The sequence below is a fragment of the Achromobacter veterisilvae genome (genome assembly GCF_037619525.1).
GTDB classification, from domain to species: Bacteria; Pseudomonadota; Gammaproteobacteria; order Burkholderiales; family Burkholderiaceae_B; genus Achromobacter; species Achromobacter veterisilvae.
The window spans coordinates 3,657,576-3,676,611 of record NZ_CP148753.1 but is presented as its reverse complement, the minus strand read 5'-3'; the positions used below and the strand labels follow the sequence as shown (position 1 = coordinate 3,676,611).

The 19,036-nt window shown below is 67.0% G+C and carries 17 protein-coding genes and 1 riboswitch; of the genes, 12 read left to right on the top strand and 5 right to left on the bottom strand.

The features are described from left to right. Positions 1 to 80: 80 nt before the first annotated feature. From hisD to WHX56_RS17095, 3 genes are read left to right on the top strand one after another with little or no spacing between them, the layout of a single operon-like run. Complete coding sequence (gene hisD, locus WHX56_RS17105) at positions 81 to 1,400, top strand: histidinol dehydrogenase (RefSeq protein WP_338878469.1); 1,320 nt, start codon at positions 81 to 83, stop codon at positions 1,398 to 1,400. Beyond that, positions 1,397 to 2,164 (top strand): SDR family NAD(P)-dependent oxidoreductase, encoded by a 768-nt coding sequence (locus tag WHX56_RS17100; protein WP_338878468.1) that lies wholly within the window; start codon positions 1,397 to 1,399, stop codon positions 2,162 to 2,164. The genes hisD and WHX56_RS17100 overlap by 4 nt, the downstream gene beginning before the upstream one ends. Beyond that, on the top strand, positions 2,161 to 3,168 hold the full coding sequence (locus WHX56_RS17095) for a LacI family DNA-binding transcriptional regulator (protein WP_338878467.1): 1,008 nt from the start codon (positions 2,161 to 2,163) through the stop codon (positions 3,166 to 3,168). The genes WHX56_RS17100 and WHX56_RS17095 overlap by 4 nt, the downstream gene beginning before the upstream one ends. Here the strand turns inward: WHX56_RS17095 and WHX56_RS17090 are convergent. Then, positions 3,161 to 3,913: an SDR family NAD(P)-dependent oxidoreductase gene (locus tag WHX56_RS17090; RefSeq protein ID WP_129242064.1), complete on the bottom strand. Its 753-nt coding sequence runs from the start codon at positions 3,911 to 3,913 to the stop codon at positions 3,161 to 3,163. The genes WHX56_RS17095 and WHX56_RS17090 overlap by 8 nt on opposite strands. Positions 3,914 to 4,325: 412 nt before the next feature. Further along, positions 4,326 to 5,777, bottom strand: coding sequence for a sodium:solute symporter family protein (locus WHX56_RS17085; RefSeq protein ID WP_129242066.1), 1,452 nt, complete (start codon positions 5,775 to 5,777; stop codon positions 4,326 to 4,328). A gap of 104 nt (positions 5,778 to 5,881) precedes the next feature. After that, positions 5,882 to 5,988, bottom strand: a riboswitch (TPP riboswitch). Positions 5,989 to 6,157: 169 nt separating this feature from the next. Between WHX56_RS17085 and WHX56_RS17080 the strand changes: the two genes are divergently transcribed. Next, positions 6,158 to 7,459 carry an LLM class flavin-dependent oxidoreductase gene (locus tag WHX56_RS17080; RefSeq protein WP_338878466.1) on the top strand — a complete coding sequence of 434 codons (1,302 nt, stop codon included), beginning with the start codon at positions 6,158 to 6,160 and terminating at the stop codon, positions 7,457 to 7,459. A 92-nt stretch (positions 7,460 to 7,551) separates the two neighbouring features. Here the strand turns inward: WHX56_RS17080 and WHX56_RS17075 are convergent, their stop codons facing one another. The 3 genes from WHX56_RS17075 to WHX56_RS17065 are packed head-to-tail and all read right to left on the bottom strand — an operon-like array spanning position 7,552 to position 11,169. After that, complete coding sequence (locus WHX56_RS17075) at positions 7,552 to 9,432, bottom strand: esterase/lipase family protein (protein ID WP_338878465.1); 1,881 nt, start codon at positions 9,430 to 9,432, stop codon at positions 7,552 to 7,554. Positions 9,433 to 9,464: 32 nt separating this feature from the next. Then, entirely contained in the window at positions 9,465 to 10,499 is a 1,035-nt protein-coding gene (locus tag WHX56_RS17070; RefSeq protein WP_338878464.1) for a DUF4105 domain-containing protein, read from the bottom strand. Further along, entirely contained in the window at positions 10,486 to 11,169 is a 684-nt protein-coding gene (locus tag WHX56_RS17065) for a MarC family NAAT transporter (protein ID WP_129242069.1), read from the bottom strand. Before WHX56_RS17065 ends, WHX56_RS17070 begins: the two co-directional genes overlap by 14 nt. Positions 11,170 to 11,316: 147 nt before the next feature. Here WHX56_RS17065 and WHX56_RS17060 point away from each other — a divergent pair, with 147 nt between their 5' ends. The 8 genes from WHX56_RS17060 (at position 11,317) to WHX56_RS17025 (ending at position 19,030) form a co-directional block, all read left to right on the top strand. Further along, on the top strand, positions 11,317 to 11,955 hold the full coding sequence (locus WHX56_RS17060) for a TetR/AcrR family transcriptional regulator (protein WP_338878463.1): 639 nt from the start codon (positions 11,317 to 11,319) through the stop codon (positions 11,953 to 11,955). Positions 11,956 to 12,097: 142 nt separating this feature from the next. Next, positions 12,098 to 12,901 (top strand): N-formylglutamate deformylase, encoded by an 804-nt coding sequence (hutG, locus tag WHX56_RS17055; protein WP_338878462.1) that lies wholly within the window; start codon positions 12,098 to 12,100, stop codon positions 12,899 to 12,901. Positions 12,902 to 13,198: 297 nt separating this feature from the next. Continuing rightward, a complete protein-coding gene (locus tag WHX56_RS17050; protein ID WP_129242072.1) occupies positions 13,199 to 14,380 on the top strand; it encodes an ABC transporter substrate-binding protein in 1,182 nt (393 codons plus the stop codon). An 82-nt stretch (positions 14,381 to 14,462) separates the two neighbouring features. Beyond that, positions 14,463 to 15,320, top strand: a complete 858-nt coding sequence (locus WHX56_RS17045) for a branched-chain amino acid ABC transporter permease (protein WP_338878461.1) — start codon at positions 14,463 to 14,465, stop codon at positions 15,318 to 15,320. After that, complete coding sequence (locus WHX56_RS17040; RefSeq protein ID WP_338878460.1) at positions 15,317 to 16,339, top strand: branched-chain amino acid ABC transporter permease; 1,023 nt, start codon at positions 15,317 to 15,319, stop codon at positions 16,337 to 16,339. The genes WHX56_RS17045 and WHX56_RS17040 overlap by 4 nt, the downstream gene beginning before the upstream one ends. Then, entirely contained in the window at positions 16,336 to 17,091 is a 756-nt protein-coding gene (locus tag WHX56_RS17035; RefSeq protein ID WP_129242075.1) for an ABC transporter ATP-binding protein, read from the top strand. The genes WHX56_RS17040 and WHX56_RS17035 overlap by 4 nt, the downstream gene beginning before the upstream one ends. Next, positions 17,088 to 17,795, top strand: coding sequence for an ABC transporter ATP-binding protein (locus tag WHX56_RS17030; protein WP_338878459.1), 708 nt, complete (start codon positions 17,088 to 17,090; stop codon positions 17,793 to 17,795). Before WHX56_RS17035 ends, WHX56_RS17030 begins: the two co-directional genes overlap by 4 nt. Beyond that, positions 17,792 to 19,030 (top strand): thiolase family protein, encoded by a 1,239-nt coding sequence (locus WHX56_RS17025; protein ID WP_129242077.1) that lies wholly within the window; start codon positions 17,792 to 17,794, stop codon positions 19,028 to 19,030. The genes WHX56_RS17030 and WHX56_RS17025 overlap by 4 nt, the downstream gene beginning before the upstream one ends. Positions 19,031 to 19,036 lie beyond the last annotated feature (6 nt).

The following is a 19,036-nucleotide window of genomic DNA, read 5'->3' as shown; positions in this document are numbered from 1 at the left end:
TTATTTGCATACGCATGCAAAGCTCTGAATGTGGAGCCCCGCCGTTCCATCACTTACTGCCTACGCAGGGCTACATCACCATGATCCGATACCTGAAACGCGGCCGCACGGCCGAGGTCAAGACCGACGACGACGCCAAGGTGCGTACCACGGTCGAAGGCATCATCCGCCACATCGAACAAGAGGGCGACGATGCCGTTCGCGAATACAGCCGCAAGTTCGACAATTGGGATCCCCAGGATTTCCGCTTGTCGCGCGACGAGATCGAGGCGGCGCGCAAGCAACTGTCCGGCCGTGAAATCGACGACATCGCGTTCGCACAAAAACAGGTCCGCAATTTTGCGCAGATCCAGCGCGACTCGATGCGGGATGTGGAAGTCGAGACCTATCCCGGCGTAGTGCTGGGCCACAAGCACATCCCGGTAAATGCGGTGGGCTGTTATATCCCGGGCGGGAAATACCCCTTGCTGGCCTCGGCCCACATGAGCGTACTAACCGCAAAAGTTGCCGGCGTAAAACGCGTCGTGTCCACGGCGCCGCCGTATCAAGGCAAGCCGCATCCAGCCATTGTCACGGCCATGGACATGGCGGGCGCCGATGAAATCCTGGTGCTGGGCGGTGTGCAGGCCGTGGTGGCCATGGCCGTAGGCACCCCCAGCGTGGCGCCGGTGGACATGCTGGTTGGGCCGGGAAATATGTTCGTGGCCGAGGCCAAACGCCAACTGTATGGCCGCGTCGGGATCGATCTGTTTGCGGGCCCCACCGAAACGCTGGTCATTGCCGATGACAGCGTCGACGGCGAATTGTGTGCCGTCGACTTGCTGGGCCAGGCAGAACATGGCCCGACCTCGCCCGCCGTACTGCTGACCAATAGCGAAAAGCTGGCTAGAGACACGCTGGCCGAAGTCGAACGCCAACTGACGATACTGCCTACTGCGGCCGTCGCCAGGCAAAGCTGGGCAGACTGCGGCGAAGTCATCGTGTGCGACACGCTGGAAGAAATGGCGCAGGTGGCCAACGACCTGGCGTTCGAACACGTACAGGTCATGACGCGCGAGCCGGATTATTTCCTGAACAACATGACCAACTACGGCGCGCTGTTCCTGGGACCGCGCACCAACGTCAGTTTCGGCGACAAGGTCATCGGCACCAACCACACGCTGCCCACCAACCGCAACGCGCGCTACACCGGCGGCCTGTGGGTGGGCAAGTTCCTGAAGACATGCACCTATCAACGCGTGCTGACCGATGAAGCCAGCGTTGCCATGGGCGAATACTGCTCTCGCTTGTGCCATATGGAGAACTTCGCGGGGCATGGCGAACAGGCCAATATCCGCGTGCGCCGCTATGGCCGCCGCCCCGACCTGCCCTGGTATGAACCCGTAAAGGAACAGGCATGACCGAACTGCCTGCTAGCCCCAGTTTTCGGCTGGATGGGCAACGCGCCCTGGTGACGGGCGGCAGCGGCGGCATCGGGCTTGCCATTGCCGCCGCGCTGGGCCGGGCCGGCGCCCATGTCACGGTGGCGGCGCGCCGCGAGACCGAGCTGCGGAACGTATGCGGGGCGCTCCGCAAGGAACAGGTGTCCAGCGATTTTGTCGTGCTGGACGTCACCCGCTCGGCCGACGTGGAAGCCGCCGTCGCGGATGCCGCGCCGTACGACATTCTGGTCAACAACGCGGGCATGAACCGGCCGGCGCCCCTGGTCGAACAAACGGACCAGGACATCGACGCGGTATTCGACCTGAACGTCAAGGCCGCGCTGTACGTCAGCCGCGCTGTGGCGCGTCGGCTGCTGACGGCGCGGCGGCCGGGTTCCATCATCAATGTTTCATCGCAGATGGGAAGCGTGGGCAGCCCGCGCCGCGTGCTGTATTGCGCCAGCAAACATGCCATGGAAGGCATGACCAAGGCCCTGGCCTGGGAACTGGGCGCCCATGGCATACGGGTGAATTCGATCTGCCCGACCTTTATCGAAACACCCATGACATCGGCCATGTTCGACGAACCTGGCTTCAGGCAATGGGTGTGCGAACGGATTGCATTGGGCCGTGTCGGCCGGCTCGATGAAATCATGGGGGCCGCCGTGTTCCTGGCCAGCAGTGCGTCCAGCTTGATGACGGGCAGTGCACTGATGCTCGACGGAGGCTGGACCGCCGCATGAAGACCGCCCCCCGCGCGCAGGATGTGGCCGACCTGGCACAAGTTTCCCAGTCGGCCGTCAGCCGGACCTTCACGCCAGGCGCAAGCGTGTCCGAAGAAATGCGGCGCAAGGTGCTGGCGGCCGCCCAGCGCCTGGGTTACCGGCCCAACGCGCTGGCGTGCAGCCTGATCACGCGCCAGAGCCGGATCGTTGCACTGGTCATGAGCTACCTGGAAAACCAGTTCTATCCGCTGGTGATCGAAAAACTGTCGCAGAAACTGCAGAAACAGGGTTACCACGTGCTGATGTTCATCGCGAACATCGACGAAGGCGCGGACGGCGTGCTGGCCGACATCCTGCAATACCAGGTCGACGGGATTGTGCTGGCGTCGGCGATGCTGTCTCCCACATTGGCGAAAAGCTGCCTGGACGTGGGCGTGCCGGTCGTGCAGTTCAACCGCGTATCGGACCTGGCCGGCCTGGCGCGTTACGCCACCGGGTCCGTCACCTCCGACAACGCCGCCGGCGGCCGGCTGGCGGCCGAATTGCTGGTGGCGCGAGGCTACCAACGCATTGCGTTCCTGGCGGGGCTGGAAGACTCCTCCACCAGCATGGAACGCGAACGGGGTTTCAATCAGGCGCTGGCCGAACTGGGTACGCGCGTAGCGTATCGCGACACGGGCAACTACAGCTTCACAGGCGCTCAGGATGCCGTGCGGCGCCTGTTCGACCGGGCCGATCGGCCGGATGCCGTCTTTGTCGCCAACGACCACATGGCGATTGCGGCCATGGACGTGCTGCGCCTGGAACTGGGCTTGCGCATCCCCGAAGACGTAGGCGTGATCGGCTTTGACGACGTGCCGCAGGCAGCCTGGGGAGCGTACCGGCTGACCACCATCCGCCAGCGCGTGGAACCCATGGTGGACGCCGCCGTGACGCTGCTGTGCGAACGGATGTCCGGCCAGGCCCCGGCGCGCGACATTGTCGTGCCGTGCGTGCTGGTCGAGCGCGAGACGGTCAGGTGAGATTCAAGCCGCCGTCGGCCAGCAGGATCTCGCCGGTCAGGTAGTCCGATGCCACCAGCATGGCCACCACCTGGGCGATTTCTTCCGGGCCGGCGGACCGGCGCATCGGCGCCCTGTCCTGCCATAGCTGCCGCGCCTGCGTCCAATCCGCGGTCAGCGGCGTGTCCACCAGGCCCGGAGCAACCGCATTGACGCGGATGGCCGGGGCAAGCGAAAGCGCCAGCAAACGCGTGACATGGTTCAAGGCGGCCTTGGTCGCGGCATAGGGAATGGACGCCCCTTTGGGCCTGACGCCCGCATGGGAGCTGACGTTCACCACACAGCCGGCCTTCCCTCGGGCCGCGGCCTCGCGCAGCGCGGACTCCGCTTCGGCGACCAGGCGAAACGGCGCGACGACGTTGACCTCGTGCAGGGTATGCCAGACGTCCGGCGTTGCCGCCGCCAGATCGGCATGGGGAATCACCTGGCTGATGCCGGCATTGTTGACCAGGACATCGAGCCTGCCCCACCGCGCCGTTGCCTCCCGCACCAGCCTTACCCTGTCGGCATCCACCGACAGGTCCGCCTGGACGTATGCCGCATTGCCCAATTCGCGGGCCAGGACGCGGCCGGTTTCGACCGAACTGCGCGAATGCAGGATGACGGCGTAGCCTTCGTGCGAGAGCCGGCGGGCGATGGCCTCGCCGATGCCGGAAGTTGAACCGGTGACGAGGGCGACGGGCCGCGGCGGTTTCAGGTCGGACATGATGTCAGGGCCTCCCGTCCCAACCTTCGAACGCGCTTTCGATACGCGCCAGGCGGGCGCTGATCGCGCGCAGCCCCTGCAAGAAAAACATCGGCGCCCGGTTCGCCGGGAATTCGATCAGTGCCGTTCTCATCCTTGTTCCATCTTCGGATAGGGGTAATCCGCGCGCAGCGTTTCGTCAATCGAGGCCCTTCTGTATATCGAAGTCTGGAGGATCGCACAACCCCCGCGGGACGGAGCATCGATTCGTCCGATCGTCATCACGGGACCCAGAGAGAACATTTCCAGCTCGCGATGCGCGCCCGGTGGAGTCGGTGTAAATTCCGTGCTCCGGCATCCTCCAACGGGAGCGCGGATTCGGTGCGCATCGCGCGCTGATCGGCGCCCTTGGGGCGCCGGCCCCGCCGCCGGTTCAGACGGTGTCCTGGTCCAGCCTGCGCACTGCCGCGCTCAAGGTCGAAAAATCGAACTCCTTGCGGCCGCGCAGCAGGCAGCGCATCAGCACGGTGGTCGCGACCGGCACCAGCGCGGCCAGCAGGAAGGATTCCAGCAGGTACGTCGGCTTGTCGCCTGGCGCCGGGAAGTAGAACAGGCCGGCGGCCAGGCCGCTGATCGTCGCGGCGGTGGCCGTCAGGCCGTCATGCTTGCGGCTGAAGAGGCCGTAGAACACCGGGAACGCGGCCGCCGAGCACAGCAGGTCGGCCAGCAGGAACAGGTACAGCACGCTGTATCCCTGCGAGGCCACGATCATGACGGGAATGGCCATCAGCAGCACCAGCCAGCGCGCCAGGCGTTTCATGGTCATGGATCCGGCGTTGGGCATCAGGCGCCGCAGGTCGACCGCGATGATGCTGGAGACGGCGCTGATCGCCGTGTCCGCCGTGCTCATGACCAGGGACAGGCCCAGCGGGATCAGGGCGATCACGAACCACGCGGGCGCGTGCGGCATGATGACGCTGAACAGCGCGATGGAACTGTCGCCTTGGGGGGCCAGGCCCACGAAGGCCAGGCCGAACAGGCCCATCAGGAAAATGAACGGAGCGACCAGCACGCCGCCCAGCAGGAAGCCGTTGCGCATGGTGCGCGCGTCGCGCGCGGCGTAGATGCGCTGCCAATTGCCCTGGTGGAAGATGCCGGTCAGCAGGATCGCCACGAAGAACGTCAGCCCCGCCTTCACGCCCACCGGGTCGGTCAGGTCCAGCAACTGGGGGGCCTTGGCCTGCAGCGCCTCGATGGTGGGCAGCGCTCCGCCCGCCGCCTGCCAGCCGACCGCGCACAGGACCACCAGCAAGGGCACGATCACCATCATCTGCACCTGGTCCGTGAAGATGGAAGAGCGCAGGCCGCCGTAGCTGGTGTAGAGCAAGGTGGTGCCCATCACGATGGCGGCCGTCGCCCACAGCGGCACGGGCGCCAGCATGGCGACCAGCTTGGAGATCGCCGTGACTTCCGCCGACAGCGCGATGAAGAGGTAGAACAGCATGATGAACAGCGCCAGCCCGTACATGGGGCGGCCGTAGCGGGCCATCAGGAACTCGGTCAGGGTGTGCCCGTGCGGGATCAGTTCGCGCATGCGCCGGCCCAGCGGAATCATCACCAGCCGCGGCGACATCGAGCCCAGCGCGTAGCCGATCACCGCCGCCAGGCCGCCCCAGGTCGCCGCCTGGGCGGGCGAAAACAGGATCCATGCGCCCAGCGTGGACGCCATCAGGGTCAGGATCGTGCCGACCGGCCCCTGGCTGTTGCGGGCCACGATATAGTCTTCCAGCGTGCCGCGCTTGCGCCGGGTATACAGGACGCTGGCCAGGGCGAAGCCGCCCGAGAACAGCAGCAGCCACATCAGGGCGACGGGTTGGGTCAGCATAAGGATCGGTCCTCCCGCTGCCGGCCACAGCCGGAGGCGCAACGCGGCGGCCCCGCCCGACCAAGGGGGACCGCAAGATGAATGGAAAGCTAGGGAGGGCGCGCGAGTCTTGCGATGTCCTTCCCTTCGCCGGCATTACCCGGATCAGGTTCAAAGGGTTACCGCGGCGACGCGGAATCTCAGCCCGTAAGAGGCTCCCCCAGGAATTGCCGCAAGATTAGGAGAGCGGCGCGCCAATGTCAACGCATTTGCGCAGGACGGCAAGCGGCCCCGCGGTCCGGCATTTGTGCTAAGTTCGCCCGCTTGCGGCGCCCGTTCGCGTGTCCGCCGAAAGCCCAACCCTGCCCCCTCGCCTCCGGCCCCGCCGGACACTGACCGCCATGTTGCACCTGAACCTATTCATTTTCGGTTGCGGCCACCATCGCGCCGCCTGGCGCCATCCGGATTCCCCCGTGGAACGCCTGGGCGACATCCGCTATTACGAGGAACTCGCCCGCACCGCCGAGCGCGGCAAGCTCGACGCCGTCTTCTTCGCCGACGGCCAATCCGTCGACAATATCGGCGACGGACCGCGCTGGTACCTGGAGCCGCTGACCGCCATGGCCGCCATCGCGCGCGCCACCACCCGCATCGGCCTGATCAGCACGGTTTCCAGCACGTTCTTCACGCCCTTCCACGCGGCCCGCATGGTCGCTTCGCTGGACCACATTTCCGGCGGGCGGATGGGCTGGAACGTCGTGACCTCCATGTTCGACGCGGAAGCGCGCAACCATGGCTACGAATCCATGCCCGGCCACGACTGGCGCTACGCGCGCGCCGAGGAATTCGTCGACGTCGCGCTGCGGCTGTTCGACTCCTGGGAAGAGGACGCCCTGGCCATCGACCGCGCCGGCGTCTATGGCGTGCCGGAACGCGTGCGCAAGATCAATCACCGCGGCGAACACTTCCTGGTGGACGGGCCGCTTACCGTGCCGCGGCCGCCCCAGGGGCATCCCGTGCTGTTCCAGGCGGGGGCATCGGACCAGGGCCGCGACCTGGCCGCCCGGCGCGCCGAGGCCATCTACGCGGTCGCCTATGACCTGCCCGCCGCCCAGGCCTATTACCGCGACATCAAGCAGCGGGTGCTGGCCGCCGGCCGCAAGGCCTTCGTGCCCATCATGCCGGGCCTGGTCACTTACGTGGGTTCGACCGAAGCCGAGGCCCGGGCCAAGCAGCGCGAACTGGACGTGCTGCTGCCCAGCGACGCGTCGCTGCGCCAACTGGGCACTTTCGTGCTGCAGGACTGCTCAGCCTGGGAGCTGGACGCGCCCGTGCCGCCCCTGCCGCCGCTGTCCGGGTTCACGGGTCCGAAGGGCCGGTACGCGACCATTCTGCGCATCATCGAGACCGAACGGCCCACCGTCCGCCAACTGCTCGGGCGGCTGGCGGCCGGCGGCGGCCACTGCACGATGGTGGGCACGCCCGAACAGATCGCCGACCGGATGGAGCACTGGTACCGCAACGAAGGGGCCGACGGCTTCAACCTGATGCCGCCTTCGCTGCCCGGCGGCATCGACGACTTCGTCGAGCAGGTGATCCCCGTGCTGCAGCGCCGCGGGCTGTTCCGCACGGATTACGAGCACGACACCCTGCGCGGCCACCTCGGCCTGGAAAGGCCTGGGCGCCAGCCCGCGCGCGGATAGCTTGTGGGACAGCGTCGCGATCCAGTCGTACAGCACGACGCCGGGCCGACGCAGCATGGCCGCGCCCAGGGCGCCGACGATCATCCAGGCCATCATGGCGCGCCCGGCCCCAATTGCAGCCTCAGGATGCGCCGCAGTTCCAGAATCGCCTCCGGCGTCTCCTGCACGCTATGCGAATAGCGGATGATCTTTTCGGATTCCGCGCCGTCCAGGTGCGCGCTGCGGTACGGAACCAGGCCGTCGTCCGATTCCGCCAGCGGCACGCCGGGCGTGTCGTTCGCGATGATGCTGTGATACCGCACCGACGGCGAAATCGGCATCCGGGCAGTCAACTGTATGTAGCGGTCGTTCTCGCTCAGGTTGTCCACGCCATTAGGCACGCGGACCGGGGATTCGGGCGGAGGCGCGCCGTCCGCGTCGGTCAGGCGGCTGAGCCTGGCGAATTGCCGGACCGCCGCGGCCGGCAGCGTGATCAGGTTGGACAGCCAGCGCGACAGCGTGTTCTCGGCGAACGGCGTGCCCCGGTGCGGCGCCGCGATGAACACCGCGCGCGTGATGCCGGGAAAGGCGTCGAAGCTCAGGATCGGATCGAACTCGGCATGCGCCTGTTCGAGCCGGACGCCGTCCAGCCGGCCGTGGTCGCGCAGCGCGTCCCACAGCACCGTGCCGGACGAAGACACCAGCAGCCGGCTCAGCACGCCGCCCATGCTGTGGCCGATGACCACGGCGTCGCGCGAGGCCTGCGCCGTGCCGGCGGGATCGAAATGCGCCATCGTCCGGCCCAGCGCTTCGCGGATGGCGCGGTTGTTCATCGCCAGGGGAGCGTTGGTGGGGTAATAGATCTGCCAGATCTGATAGTGCTGGCGCAGCGTCTCGTCGCCCAGCACCTCGTTGGCCACGTTGATCCAGGCTTCCGGACTGCTGGCCAGGCCATGCAGCATGATGATGGTGCGCCGACCCGGATCGTAGGGCTGCAGCAGGTACACGTGCGGCGCCTCGATGCTCTCCTCGCCGCCCAGCACGTTGCGCAGGGCCTGGGTGGCGAAGCCGGAACGCGCCAGCCACAAGCCGTAGCCCGACGTGAAATTCGCGGCCAAGGGCACTCTCGTGCCCGCCAATTGCACGGCGTCGCGCTTGTAGGGATCGTATCCGATCAGGGTGGTCTCCCTTGCGGCCATCACCTGCTCCAGCGTATCGCCCGGAAAGCTCAGGATCGCCGTCACGGCCGGGAACGGCGTTTCGCTGAACGGCGTCTTGAAGGTGTCGGCGTCGTTCACGCGCCGGGCCGTGACCGCCACCAGCTCGGCGCCGAACCCGTCGCGGCGATACATGCTGCGCAGGCCCTGGAACGTCAGGGTGGAAGCGGGCACCAGCTCCAGCGGCAGCCGCAAGCCATGGGCGAGCTTGACTTCCGACATCTCGCCCAGCACCTGCCAGGGCCCCGCCGACACCGTCGCGCCCGGCTCGGGCGGATGGCCGCGATACTGCTCGAACAGGCGCGTGACGGCCTGCTGGACGGCGTAGTTGTAGTAGTCGCGCACCTGGGTCTGCCGGTCCTCGAACGCGCGGTCGCTGGGCGAGCGCGGCGTGAAGAACAGGTACGCATAGGCGGCCCGCGCGGTCTGTAGATAGGCGTCCAGCAGCCGGTCCACGCCCTCCTGGCCGACAGGGCGCTGCTTTTCGGTCGCCAGCGCATCCATCAGCCAGACTTCGGACAACGTGGCCAGGCGCCGTTCGCTGTCCAGCCCTTCCGTCGCCGCCAGCGACCGGGTGCAGGCGTCGCGGTCCTTGCGGCACTCCTGCGCGTTCAGGCCCAGGACGGCCATGGCCTCGCGCGCCGAAGCGCTGAGCCGGCCGGTGGTGAGCACGTCGCCCCGGCGCTGGGCGATGTAGTCCTGCGTGCTGACGGAAGACACCTTGACGCCCGCGCAGCCGGCGCACAGGAACACGGCCGCGAACGCAAGGCCTCGCAAGAATGCCGCCTGCCGGCGACCCCGCGCCGCCGTCATGGCGCGCTCCTGGCGGACGCCGGCTGGCGGATGGCGCGGGAAAACGCGGCCGGGTCCGGCCCCGGCGCGGCCGGCACGCCGATGAACGCCTGCTCGCGCAGCGCCGCCAAAGACTGGCCGCGGTCCAGCCCGCCCTGCTCGTACAGGTACTCCGGCAGATAGCCGGACAGCAGGATGCGGTAGTCCATGGGCAGGCCCGGGACGATGGCGCGCACCATGCGGTAGACCAGCGTCGTGCAGTTGGCGGTCACCGTATGGTAGAAGCGCGGCGTGTCGGCCAGTTCGTTCGCGGTGCGCACGTAGGACAGGAACAGTTCGCGCATGGCGGACAAAGGCATGCTGACTGGATAGAGATACACGCGTTCGGCGCGCGGCCCCGCGCGCACGTAGAGGATGTCGCGCTCTTCCGCGGCCACGACGCTCAGTTCGAACTGCTTGAAGAAACCGCCTATCTCGGAGAACTGCTCGCCGCGCTCCTTGCGGATCTCGACCGAGAACACGACGTGGCGGCCATCGCTGAAACCGAAGGACACGAGCGTGTGCGCGATTGCCGGACTGCCCCAGTACGACAGGACCATGTCCACGGACGCGAGCCGGTCGAGGTCGTAGCGCCGGGTTTCCCAGCGCGGCGTGTAGCGGGCATCGCTGTCCGGCTGCCAGTCGAAGTTGCGCACGTTTTCCAGCGTGACGACGGACTCCGCGACGCTGCCCCGCAGCGTGCGCGCCACGTCGTCGGCCCAGACCCGGTCGTTGGACGGCGCCAGCGCCTGCCACCAGCCGCAAAGCGCCGCCAGCCCGATCAGATAGGCCCACAGGGCCCGCCGCGGCCGGCCGCGCCACAGCGCCACGGCCGCATAGACGCACAGGCCGCCCCAGGCGAGCGCGGCCGCGCCCTTGGCCACCGCGCCCGCCGGCACCCGGTAGCCCAGCGCCAGGCAGCCCCACACCGCGGAAAATGCCAGCAGCAGGCTCAGGACGGCGCGCCCCGCGACGGCGAGGGCGCGGGGCGCGGCGCGGCTAGCCCGCGCCATATTGCTGCACGATTTCCAGGACGCCGTTGATGACGAACTGGACCGCCATGCACACCAGCAGAAAACCCATGATTCGGGAGATCGCCTCCACCCCGCCCTGGCCGATCACCGCCACGATGCGGCCGGCCGACCGCAGGCAGGCCCAGAACAGCAGGCCCAGCACGGAAAACACGATGACCGGCGTGACGGCCACTACCCAGGGCGCATAGTCGTGCGCGACCGTCGAGTCCAATGACGCCGCTCCGCTGATGATCATGGCGATGGTGCCCGGCCCCGCGGTTCCGGGCAGGGCCAGCGGCACGAACGCGATGTTGGGCACTTGCCGGTTGGCCTGCGCGTCGGCGACGTCGGCCTGCGAGGCGCTCGTGTCTCCGGAAGGAAACACCATGCTGAAACCGATGCTGGCCACGATCAGCCCGCCCGCGATGCGCAGCCCCGGAATCGAAATGCCGAAGGTATGCATGATCCAGGCGCCGGCGTAGTAGGTCACGACCATGATGCCGACCACGTAGAACGCCGCCTGGGTCACCTGGCGTTCGCGCTCCTTGTAGGGAATGTGCTGGCCCAGGGACAGCAGCAGCGTCATGGAGGTCAGCGGATTGGCCAGGGGCAGCATCAGGGCAAGCCCCAGGCTCACCAGCTTGCCCAATTGAATCAGGTCGTCGGTCATGAAGGCCGCCTTTATGCGAGATGCGCGGCCCGGTATCCGGCGGCTGCGCAAGAGATGCCAAGTAGTGTAATGTACTATACATTACATACATCGACCGGAATGGAAGGCCCCATACCCGGTCTTCCCATTCGAGGCAGGAGGAAGGAAGTGAGCACGGTTTCCAACGGTCCGGCGCCACGCCCGCTGACCGGCAGAGGCGAAGCGCGGCGCGTGCGCCTGCTGGAAGCGGCCACGCAATCGTTGCTGCAGCACGGCTACGCCCAAACGTCCATCCAGCGCGTGCTCCGGCAGGCCGGCGGCTCCGCGGCCACCGCCTATCAATTGTTCGGCAACAAAGAAGGCCTGCTGGCGGCGGTGCTGCAGCATGAGCTGGACGGCCTGCGCGCGGCGGTATTCCCCGACGCCGTGCTGCAACAACCCGTCGGCGCCGCGCTGCACGAGTTGGCGGTGCGCTTGCTGGCCTATTCCCTTCTGCCCAAATCGGTTGCGCTGTACCGCCTGCTGGTATCGGAATGCCATCGCCTGCCGCACTTGGCCGAGTCGCTGCGGCTTGCGGTGGAAACGCAGATCCACGCGCCGCTCGAGCAATGCCTGCGCCAGGCCTGCGAACGCGGCGAGCTGCGCATCGACGACCCGCGCCAGGCCGCGCTGGCGCTGGGCAACCTGATCAATGGCATCGCCTCCCATGCGCGCCTGTCCGGCGGCAGCCCCGAGGGCCCCAATGCCGAACACCTGGCCGCCTGCCGCTACGGCGTGGACACGCTGCTGCGCGCCTTCCGGGCCTAGTGCCCTGTCCCGCGCCGATTGCATCATCCTTTATGATCATCAGCCTTGCACTTCGTCGTGCAATACCGGATACCCGAGGACGCTGCCCGGCATGTCCCTGCCTGCCGCCTGCGGCGCCCTGCCTTTTCCCCCGGAGTTTTTCTTGAGCGATATTTACCAATTCAGCCGCGGCACCGCCCCGCTGCTGGTTTCCATCCCCCACCTGGGCAGCCAGATCCCCGGCCCGCAGCGCGCGCAGATGACGCCCGTCGGCCTGCAATCCGGCGACACCGATTGGCACCTGGATACGCTGTACCGGTTCGCCGAGGCCATGGGCGCCTCGGTCCTGGGCGCGCGCTATTCGCGCTACGTGGTGGACCTGAACCGTCCGCCCAACGACGAAAGCCTGTACCCCGGCCAGACCAAGACCGGCCTGTGCCCGGCCCAGACCTTCCGCGGCGACGCCCTCTACCTGGATGACGCCGTCCTGACCGACGCCGAGCGGGCCCACCGCCTGCAAACCTATTGGCAGCCCTACCACGCCAAGCTGCGTGAAGAACTGGACCGCATCAAGGCCGAGCACGGCACCGTGCTGCTCTGGGAAGCCCATTCGATCGCCAGCGTGCTGCCGCGCCTGTTCGAAGGCAAACTGCCCGACCTGAACATCGGCACCGCCGACGGCGCCGCCTGCGCCCCCGACATCCTGGCGATGGTCGAAGACCGCCTGCGCGGCTGCTCCGCGTATACCTGGGCAGTCAACGGCCGCTTCAAGGGGGGCTACATCACGCGCCACTACGGCGCGCCGGCGGACGATGTCCACGCCATCCAGTTGGAAATGTGCCAATCCACCTACATGGACGAAACCCATCCCTACGGCTATCGCGAGGACCTGGCCGGCAAGGTGATTCCGGTCGTCGAAAGCCTGGTGCAGGCCGCCCTGCGGCAGACGGGCGCGCGCCGGCGCTAGCCGCGCCAAGCCGCCGGCGCGCTCCTTCCTCCGGAGCCATCGAAACCCGCCGGCCGCTCCATCGCCGTCTCCACGGACACCAAGGCGCCTTCCGCCTATTTCACTGGCCCACGAATGGGCCCATGTCTATCTCCTCACTTTGAAACCGTCCCAGCGCCTGCCGGCCTTGGGACGATTCCTGCTTTCCGCTAATTCCGGGTTTACCCCAATTATTCAGATCACAGGCAAGGTCGTAGCATATCAAATGAGCTTCGTAAAACATTACGAGCCATAATGAAAAATACACGGAGACAAGAAATGAAGACATGGAGTCACGCCGTCAGCGGCGCGCTGGCCGTGTGCGCCCTATTCGCAGCAAGTGCGCACGCTGCCGATCCGGACACGTTCAAGATCGGCGGCGTGGTGTCGTTGTCGGGCACCTACGGCATTTTTGGCGAAGACATGCGCAAGGGCGTCACCATCGCCATCGAACAACGCGGCGGCAAGGTGCTGGGCAAGCCGATCCAGGTCACGTGGGAGGACGACGAGACCAAGCCGCAGCCCGCCGTGCAAAAAACCACCCGCCTCATATCCGACGGGTCGCAGATGATCTTCGGCGCGGTCAGCTCCGCCAGCACGCTGGCGATCATGAACATCGCCAAGCAGCGCAAGATCCCGCACCTGGTCACCATGTCGGCCGACGACAAGATCACCGTGCCGGGCGGTTCGCGCTACACGTTCCGCACGTCCAACACGCTGGGGATGGAGCAGCGGATGGCGCTGGCATACACCAAGGAGCAGAAGCTCAAGCGCATCTATGGCGTCACGGCCGATTACCAGGCCACCCGCGATAGCTGGGACTGGTACCGGCGGGAAGCCGAGAAGGCGGGCATCGAGATCGTGGGCGCGGACTTCCCGCCGCTGGGCAACCGCGACTACTCGTCGATCGCCGATAAGATCGCGCGCTCCAACGCCGATGGCGTGGCGCTGTTCATGACGGGTTCGGACGCAGTCACCATGGTCAAGCAAGCGGGCCAGATCGACCTGGGCAAGACACGCAAGATCTTCGGCCCGGTCATCGCCGACGAGACCATGGCGGCGGGGGTGGGCCCCACGTCGGTGGGCGTCCAATCCGGCGTGCGCTACCACTTCACGGTCGAGAACGACGCCAACAAGGCTTTCGTCGAGGCATTCCGCAAGAAATACAACGAGTTCCCCTCCGCCGCGGCGGGCGAGGCCTACGACGGCATGAGCTGGTGGCTGGACGTCGTAGACAAGACCGGCACCTGGGACAAGGAAAAGTGGGTCGAGGCCTTCGCCGGCAGCGTGCGCGAGAACTCCGTGGAAGGCACGAAGACCATGCGGGCCTGCGACCACCAGGCCATGCAGAACGGTTTGTGGGGTGTAGTGACCGCGGGCAAGCCGCCCCAACCCGCCTATGTGATGGACATCGTCCGCGTGTTCCCGCCGGACCAGGTCTTCGAAGCCTGCGCGGGCTGAACGCGCCGCGCCCGACACACCGGCCGGCCCGCGGGCCGGCTTCCTCCCGGCACGCTCGCGCGCCGCCTGACGGATATCTGCCATGTCCACCGTGATCATCGGCCTGAGCCTGGGAATGCTGCTGTTCCTGCTGGCTTCCGGCCTTACGCTTATTTTCGGCATGCTGGGCGTCATCAATTTCGCCCATGGCGCGCTGTACATGCTGGGCGCCTATCTCGCCTTCGACATCCAATTGCGCACCGGCTCCTTCATCGCCGGCGTGGCCGTGGCGACAATCGGCGTGGGACTGGTCGGCATGGCGATGGAAAGGCTCGCCTTGCGGCCGCTCTATAACCGTCCCCACTTCTACCAGTTGATCCTGACCTTCGGCTTCATCCTGGTGATCAGCGAAGCCGTCAAATTCGTCTGGGGCCTGGGCTACCAGGAAACGCCGATGCCCGCGCCGCTGGCCGGCACGGTCGAGTTGGCCGGCAGCACCATCCCCGTTTACCGCCTGTTCGTCATCGCCTTCGGCCTGCTGGTTTCCGCGGCGCTCTTCTTCGTGCTGGAAAAAAGCACCTTCGGGATGCTGGTCCGCGCAGCCAGCAGCGACGGCGAAATGGTGCGGATCCTGGGCCTGCCGGCAGCCGCCATCCGCAGCGCCGTGTTCGGCGTGGGCGCCGCGCTGGCCGGCCTGGCGGGCGCCATCTCCGCCCCGCTGTTCCCGATCGAGCTGGGCATGGCCACCAACACCATCATCGACTGCTTCATCGTCGTGATCCTCGGCGGGCTGGGCAATATCCGCGGCGTGGTCGCCGCGTCGCTGCTCATCGGCATGGTCCGGGCGGTGGGCTACACCTTCATGCCCAGTTGGGTCGACATCCTGACCTTCGCCATGCTCATCGCCACGCTACTCACCCGTCCGCAAGGACTGTTTTCCCGTCAAGCGAGGCTGGCATGAAGACTTCCCGCCAAAACGTCGCAATCGCCGCCTGCGTTGCCGCCGTGGTGCTGGCGGTGCCCTTCAGCACGCAAAACGATTTCCTGCTCAACCTGACCATTCTCATCATGGTGTGGTCGATCTTCGCCGTGGGCTTCGATCTGGTGTTCGGCCTGCTGGGCATGGTGTCCTTCGGCCACGCCGCGTTCCTGGGCACGGGCGGCTATGCGCTGGCCCTGGCCACCCAACGATACGGCCTGTCCTTCGAGGCGGGCCTGGGCCTCGCCATCCTGGCCGGCGCGGCCTGCGCCTGGATCTTCAGCATCTTCGCGCTGCGGGTCTCGGGGATCTTCTTCGCGCTCGTTACGCTGGCGCTCTCGCAGCTCATGTACATCCTGGCCGACAGCAAATTGCGCGAATGGACGGGCGGCGCGGATGGATTGCCCGGCATAGGCCGGCCCGAACTCGCCGGCATCGACTTCTTCGCCACAGTGAACTTCTATTGGTACGTGGCAGCAGTGTTCGCCCTGGTAATGGCGCTGATGGCGATGCTGCGCGCCTCGCCCTTCGGCCGGGCGGTGGCCGGCGTGCGCCAGAACGAGATCCGGGCCAGCCAGTTGGGCTACAACGTGCAGCGCCTCAAGCAGATCACCTTCCTTGTATCCGGCGCGGTCAGCGGCCTCGCGGGCGGCCTGCTGGCGGCGGTGCTGATGTACATGAATCCGCAAATGCTGCACTGGACCACTTCTGGCGACGTGATCATCATGACCCTGCTCGGCGGCGCGGGCACGCTCTGGGGCCCGGTGGCGGGCGTGCTGATGTTTGAAACGCTGAAGGAATGGCTCAGCGGCTGGACGCCTTATTGGTACGGCATCCTGGGGCTGGTCTTCATCCTGGCGACGCTGTACTTCCCGCAAGGCGTGCTGGGCGCCGTGCAGGCTCGCTGGGGCCGGGGCCGGCCCGCCTCGCCGGCGTCTCCGGCTGCCGGCGAGGCGGCGCCCGCGGTGCCGCTGGCGCCTCGCGAAGGGAGCCTGTCATGAACGGTATCGCCCTGCAATGTGACAAGGTCAGCGTCACCTTCGGCGCGCTGCGCGCCATCGAGGAGTTCAGCTACGCGTTCGAGACCGGCCGCGTCTATGGCCTGATCGGCCCCAACGGCGCGGGCAAGACCACCCTGCTCAATGTGCTGGCCGGGCATCTGCCCGGACACGGCGGGAGCATTCTGTGCCACGGCGCGGACATCTCGCGGCTGCGCGCCCATGAGCGCGCCCGCCACGGGATCGGCCGCAGTTTCCAGATCACCAAGATCTTTCCAGAGATGACGGTGCTGGAGAACCTGCGCATCGCCGCACAGATCAGCCATTCGCGCCTGCTGCCCTTCTGGCTGGCGCCGCGCTACGACCGGCGGCTGGCGTCCACCATCGACGAGATGCTGGAACTTACGGACCTCGCCCCCTGGCGCGACACCGTCGCCGGCACCTTGTCCTACGGCCTGCAGCGCGCGCTGGAACTGGGCCTGACGCTGCTGCCCGATCCCCGCATTCTGTTGCTGGACGAACCGCTGGCCGGCGTCGGCCACCACGAGATCGGAGCGGCCACCCGCCTGGTCCGCCACGCGGCCGCCGGCCGCACGGTGCTGCTGATCGAACACAACATGGACGTGATCATGACGCTTTCCGAACACATCGTGGTGCTGTCCAACGGCCGCAAGGTGGCGGAGGGCCCGCCGGATGCAATCCGCGACGACGCCACCGTACGCGCGGTCTATCTGGGCGAAGAGGTGGCGGCATGATCGAGCTGCAACACGCCAGCGTGCATTACGGCCAGGCGCTGGCGCTCAAGGACATCACGCTACGCGCGGCCCAGGACGAGATCGTCGCCATCGTCGGACGCAATGGCGCCGGCAAGTCCACCGTGCTCAAGACGCTGATCGGGCTGCTGCCGCTGTCGTCGGGAAGCCGCCTCGTGGCGAACCAGGATGCCACGCGCCGCGCCGTTGAACAGATCAGCCGCGACGGCATCGCGCTGGTGCCCGACACGCGCCGCATTTTTCCCAATCTCACCGTGCGGGAAAACCTGAGGATGGGCGCGCTGGCGCACCGGCCCGGCTACTGGACCGCAGACCGGGTGCTGCAGATATTCCCCCGGCTGCAGGAACGCATAGGCTTCGACGGCGACCAGTTGTCGGGCGGCGAACAGCAGATGCTGTCGATCGCCCGCGCTCTGCTTGGCAATCCCCGCATCCTGCTGCTGGACGAACCCACCGAAGGATTGGCGCCGCGCATCGTCAATGACCTGATCGGTGTATTCGCCGAAGTCCACCGCCAGGGCACGGGCATCGTGCTGGTCGAGCAGAACCTGAAAGTGCCCGCGCGCCTCGCGCATCGCCAGTACGTACTGGACCACGGCGAAGTCGCCTGGAGCGGATCGGCCGCGGAAGTCGAGGCCGGCCGCCACGTCATCGAATCCATACTCACCACCGGTATCCAATCATGAGCAACGACACCACTTACATCGCGGGCGTAGGCATTACCCGTTTCGACAAGCAGCCCGGCAAGAGCGTCAAGGACCTGGTTCGCGACGCCGTGTCCCAGGCCCTGGCCGACGCGGGCTGCGACGCCGCCGGTCTGCAAGCGGCCTATTTCGCGACGGCCGGCCAAGGATCGATCGAAGGCCAGTACATGGTGGCGGGACAGGTCGCGCTCAAGGCCATGGGCATCGCCGGCATCCCGGTCACCAATGTGGAGAACGCCTGCGCCAGCTCCAGCACGGCGCTGAACGCCGCCCACCTGTATGTCGCCTCGGGCGCGGGCGACATCTGCCTGGCCGTGGGCGTGGACAAACTGTATTCGGAGGACAAGGCCAGGAGCTTCGCGGTGTTCGACGGCGCCTGGGACGTCCACGACGCGTCGGCGCAGATGGCGCGGCTGATGGCGCTGGCGCCCGACGTCACGCCTCCGCCCGGCTTCGAGGAGCCAGGCAAGCGCAGCGTATTCATGGACATATACGCCAGCCTGGCGCGGCTGCACATGAAGACCTTCGGCACCACGCAGCGCCAACTCGCCGCCGTGGCCGCCAAGAACCACATGCACTCCACACACAATCCCCTGGCGCAGTTCCAGTACCCGCTGACCGTGGACGAAGCGCTGGCCGCAAGGCCGGTGTCGTGGCCGCTGACGCTGCCCATGTGCGCCCCCATCAGCGACGGCGCCGCCGCCGCCATCGTCTGCAACGCCCAGGGCCTGAAGCGGCTGGCGCGCGCCCGCGCGGTGCGCCTGTACGCCAGCGTGCTGCGCACCGCCACGGACCGTCCCGCGGACCGCTACGATCGCCACTTGTGCCACCTTGCCGCGTTGGAAGCGTACGAGCGCGCTGGCGTCGGCCCTCAAGATATGTCCCTGGCTGAGGTCCATGACGCCACCGCCTTCGCCGAAATCCAGCAGACCGAAGCCCTGGGCTTCTGCGCCTTCGGAGAAGGCGGGCCGATGGCGGAGTCCGGCGCCACCAGCCTGGGCGGAAGCATCCCCATCAACGTGTCCGGCGGCCTGCTGTCGCGCGGCCATCCCATCGGCGCAACGGGCCTGGCCCAGGTCCACGAAATGGTGACCCAGTTGCGCGGCGAGGCGGGCGCGCGCCAGGTCGAAGGCGCGCGCTTCGCCATCGCCGAGAACGGCGGCGGATTCAACGGCGTGGAGGAAGCCGTCACCTGCATCACCCTGCTCGGCCATTGAACCGCG

Bases quoted from the DNA above. Each gene is read 5' to 3' on its own strand.
- WHX56_RS17095 (WP_338878467.1), top strand. From the start codon at position 2,161: ATGAAGACCGCCCCCCGCGCGCAGGATGTGGCCGACCTGGCACAAGTT.
- WHX56_RS17080 (WP_338878466.1), top strand. From the start codon at position 6,158: ATGTTGCACCTGAACCTATTCATTTTCGGTTGCGGCCACCATCGCGCC.
- WHX56_RS17090 (WP_129242064.1), bottom strand. From the start codon at position 3,913: ATGTCCGACCTGAAACCGCCGCGGCCCGTCGCCCTCGTCACCGGTTCA.
- hisD (WP_338878469.1), top strand. From the start codon at position 81: ATGATCCGATACCTGAAACGCGGCCGCACGGCCGAGGTCAAGACCGAC.
- WHX56_RS17030 (WP_338878459.1), top strand. From the start codon at position 17,088: ATGATCGAGCTGCAACACGCCAGCGTGCATTACGGCCAGGCGCTGGCG.
- WHX56_RS17065 (WP_129242069.1), bottom strand. From the start codon at position 11,169: ATGACCGACGACCTGATTCAATTGGGCAAGCTGGTGAGCCTGGGGCTT.
- WHX56_RS17040 (WP_338878460.1), top strand. From the start codon at position 15,317: ATGAAGACTTCCCGCCAAAACGTCGCAATCGCCGCCTGCGTTGCCGCC.
- WHX56_RS17045 (WP_338878461.1), top strand. From the start codon at position 14,463: ATGTCCACCGTGATCATCGGCCTGAGCCTGGGAATGCTGCTGTTCCTG.
- WHX56_RS17025 (WP_129242077.1), top strand. From the start codon at position 17,792: ATGAGCAACGACACCACTTACATCGCGGGCGTAGGCATTACCCGTTTC.
- WHX56_RS17100 (WP_338878468.1), top strand. From the start codon at position 1,397: ATGACCGAACTGCCTGCTAGCCCCAGTTTTCGGCTGGATGGGCAACGC.
- WHX56_RS17050 (WP_129242072.1), top strand. From the start codon at position 13,199: ATGAAGACATGGAGTCACGCCGTCAGCGGCGCGCTGGCCGTGTGCGCC.
- WHX56_RS17035 (WP_129242075.1), top strand. From the start codon at position 16,336: ATGAACGGTATCGCCCTGCAATGTGACAAGGTCAGCGTCACCTTCGGC.
- WHX56_RS17085 (WP_129242066.1), bottom strand. From the start codon at position 5,777: ATGCTGACCCAACCCGTCGCCCTGATGTGGCTGCTGCTGTTCTCGGGC.
- WHX56_RS17070 (WP_338878464.1), bottom strand. From the start codon at position 10,499: ATGGCGCGGGCTAGCCGCGCCGCGCCCCGCGCCCTCGCCGTCGCGGGG.